We start from the raw sequence: 442 nt of genomic DNA, 5'->3' as shown, positions 1-442 counted from the left end.
CCTCTCACCGGCATAGTCCATTTTTTTGAAGCCTCTATAGTTGCTAAATAAATAATTTTTCTCAAAGCCTCATCCGTTGGATAGGCTGTTTTTGTTTTCGTTACTTTTCTAAGCTGTCTATGATAACCTTCAATTATATTGGTCGTATAAATCATTCTTCTAATGTCAGGCGGATAACTGAAGTAGGCTGTCAGTTCAATCCAATTTGTTTCCCAAGATCGAATAATGATGGGATGTTTCTTCCCCCATTTGTCCTTAAACTCTTGGAAAGCCAATTCAGCTTCTTCAATCGTTAAAGCTTGATAGACTTTCTTTAAATCCGCCATTACTTGCTTCTGTTCTTTGTATGATACATATTTCATAGAGTTGCGGATTTGATGGATCACACACAGTTGAATTTCTGTTTGCGGAAAAATAGATTGGATGGCTTCAGAAAAGCCAG

The 442-nt window shown here is 36.9% G+C and carries 1 protein-coding gene; it reads right to left on the bottom strand.

The window, feature by feature from the left end:
* A partial coding sequence (locus SAZ04_RS21695; protein ID WP_332699588.1) for an IS256 family transposase occupies positions 1-442 on the bottom strand: 442 nt, incomplete at both ends.

The organism is Halalkalibacter lacteus (assembly GCF_036663595.1).
Classification (GTDB): domain Bacteria; phylum Bacillota; class Bacilli; order Bacillales; family Bacillaceae_D; genus Halalkalibacter; species Halalkalibacter lacteus.
The sequence above is the reverse complement of the archived record's forward strand: the minus strand, read 5'-3'. Positions and strand labels throughout refer to the sequence as shown.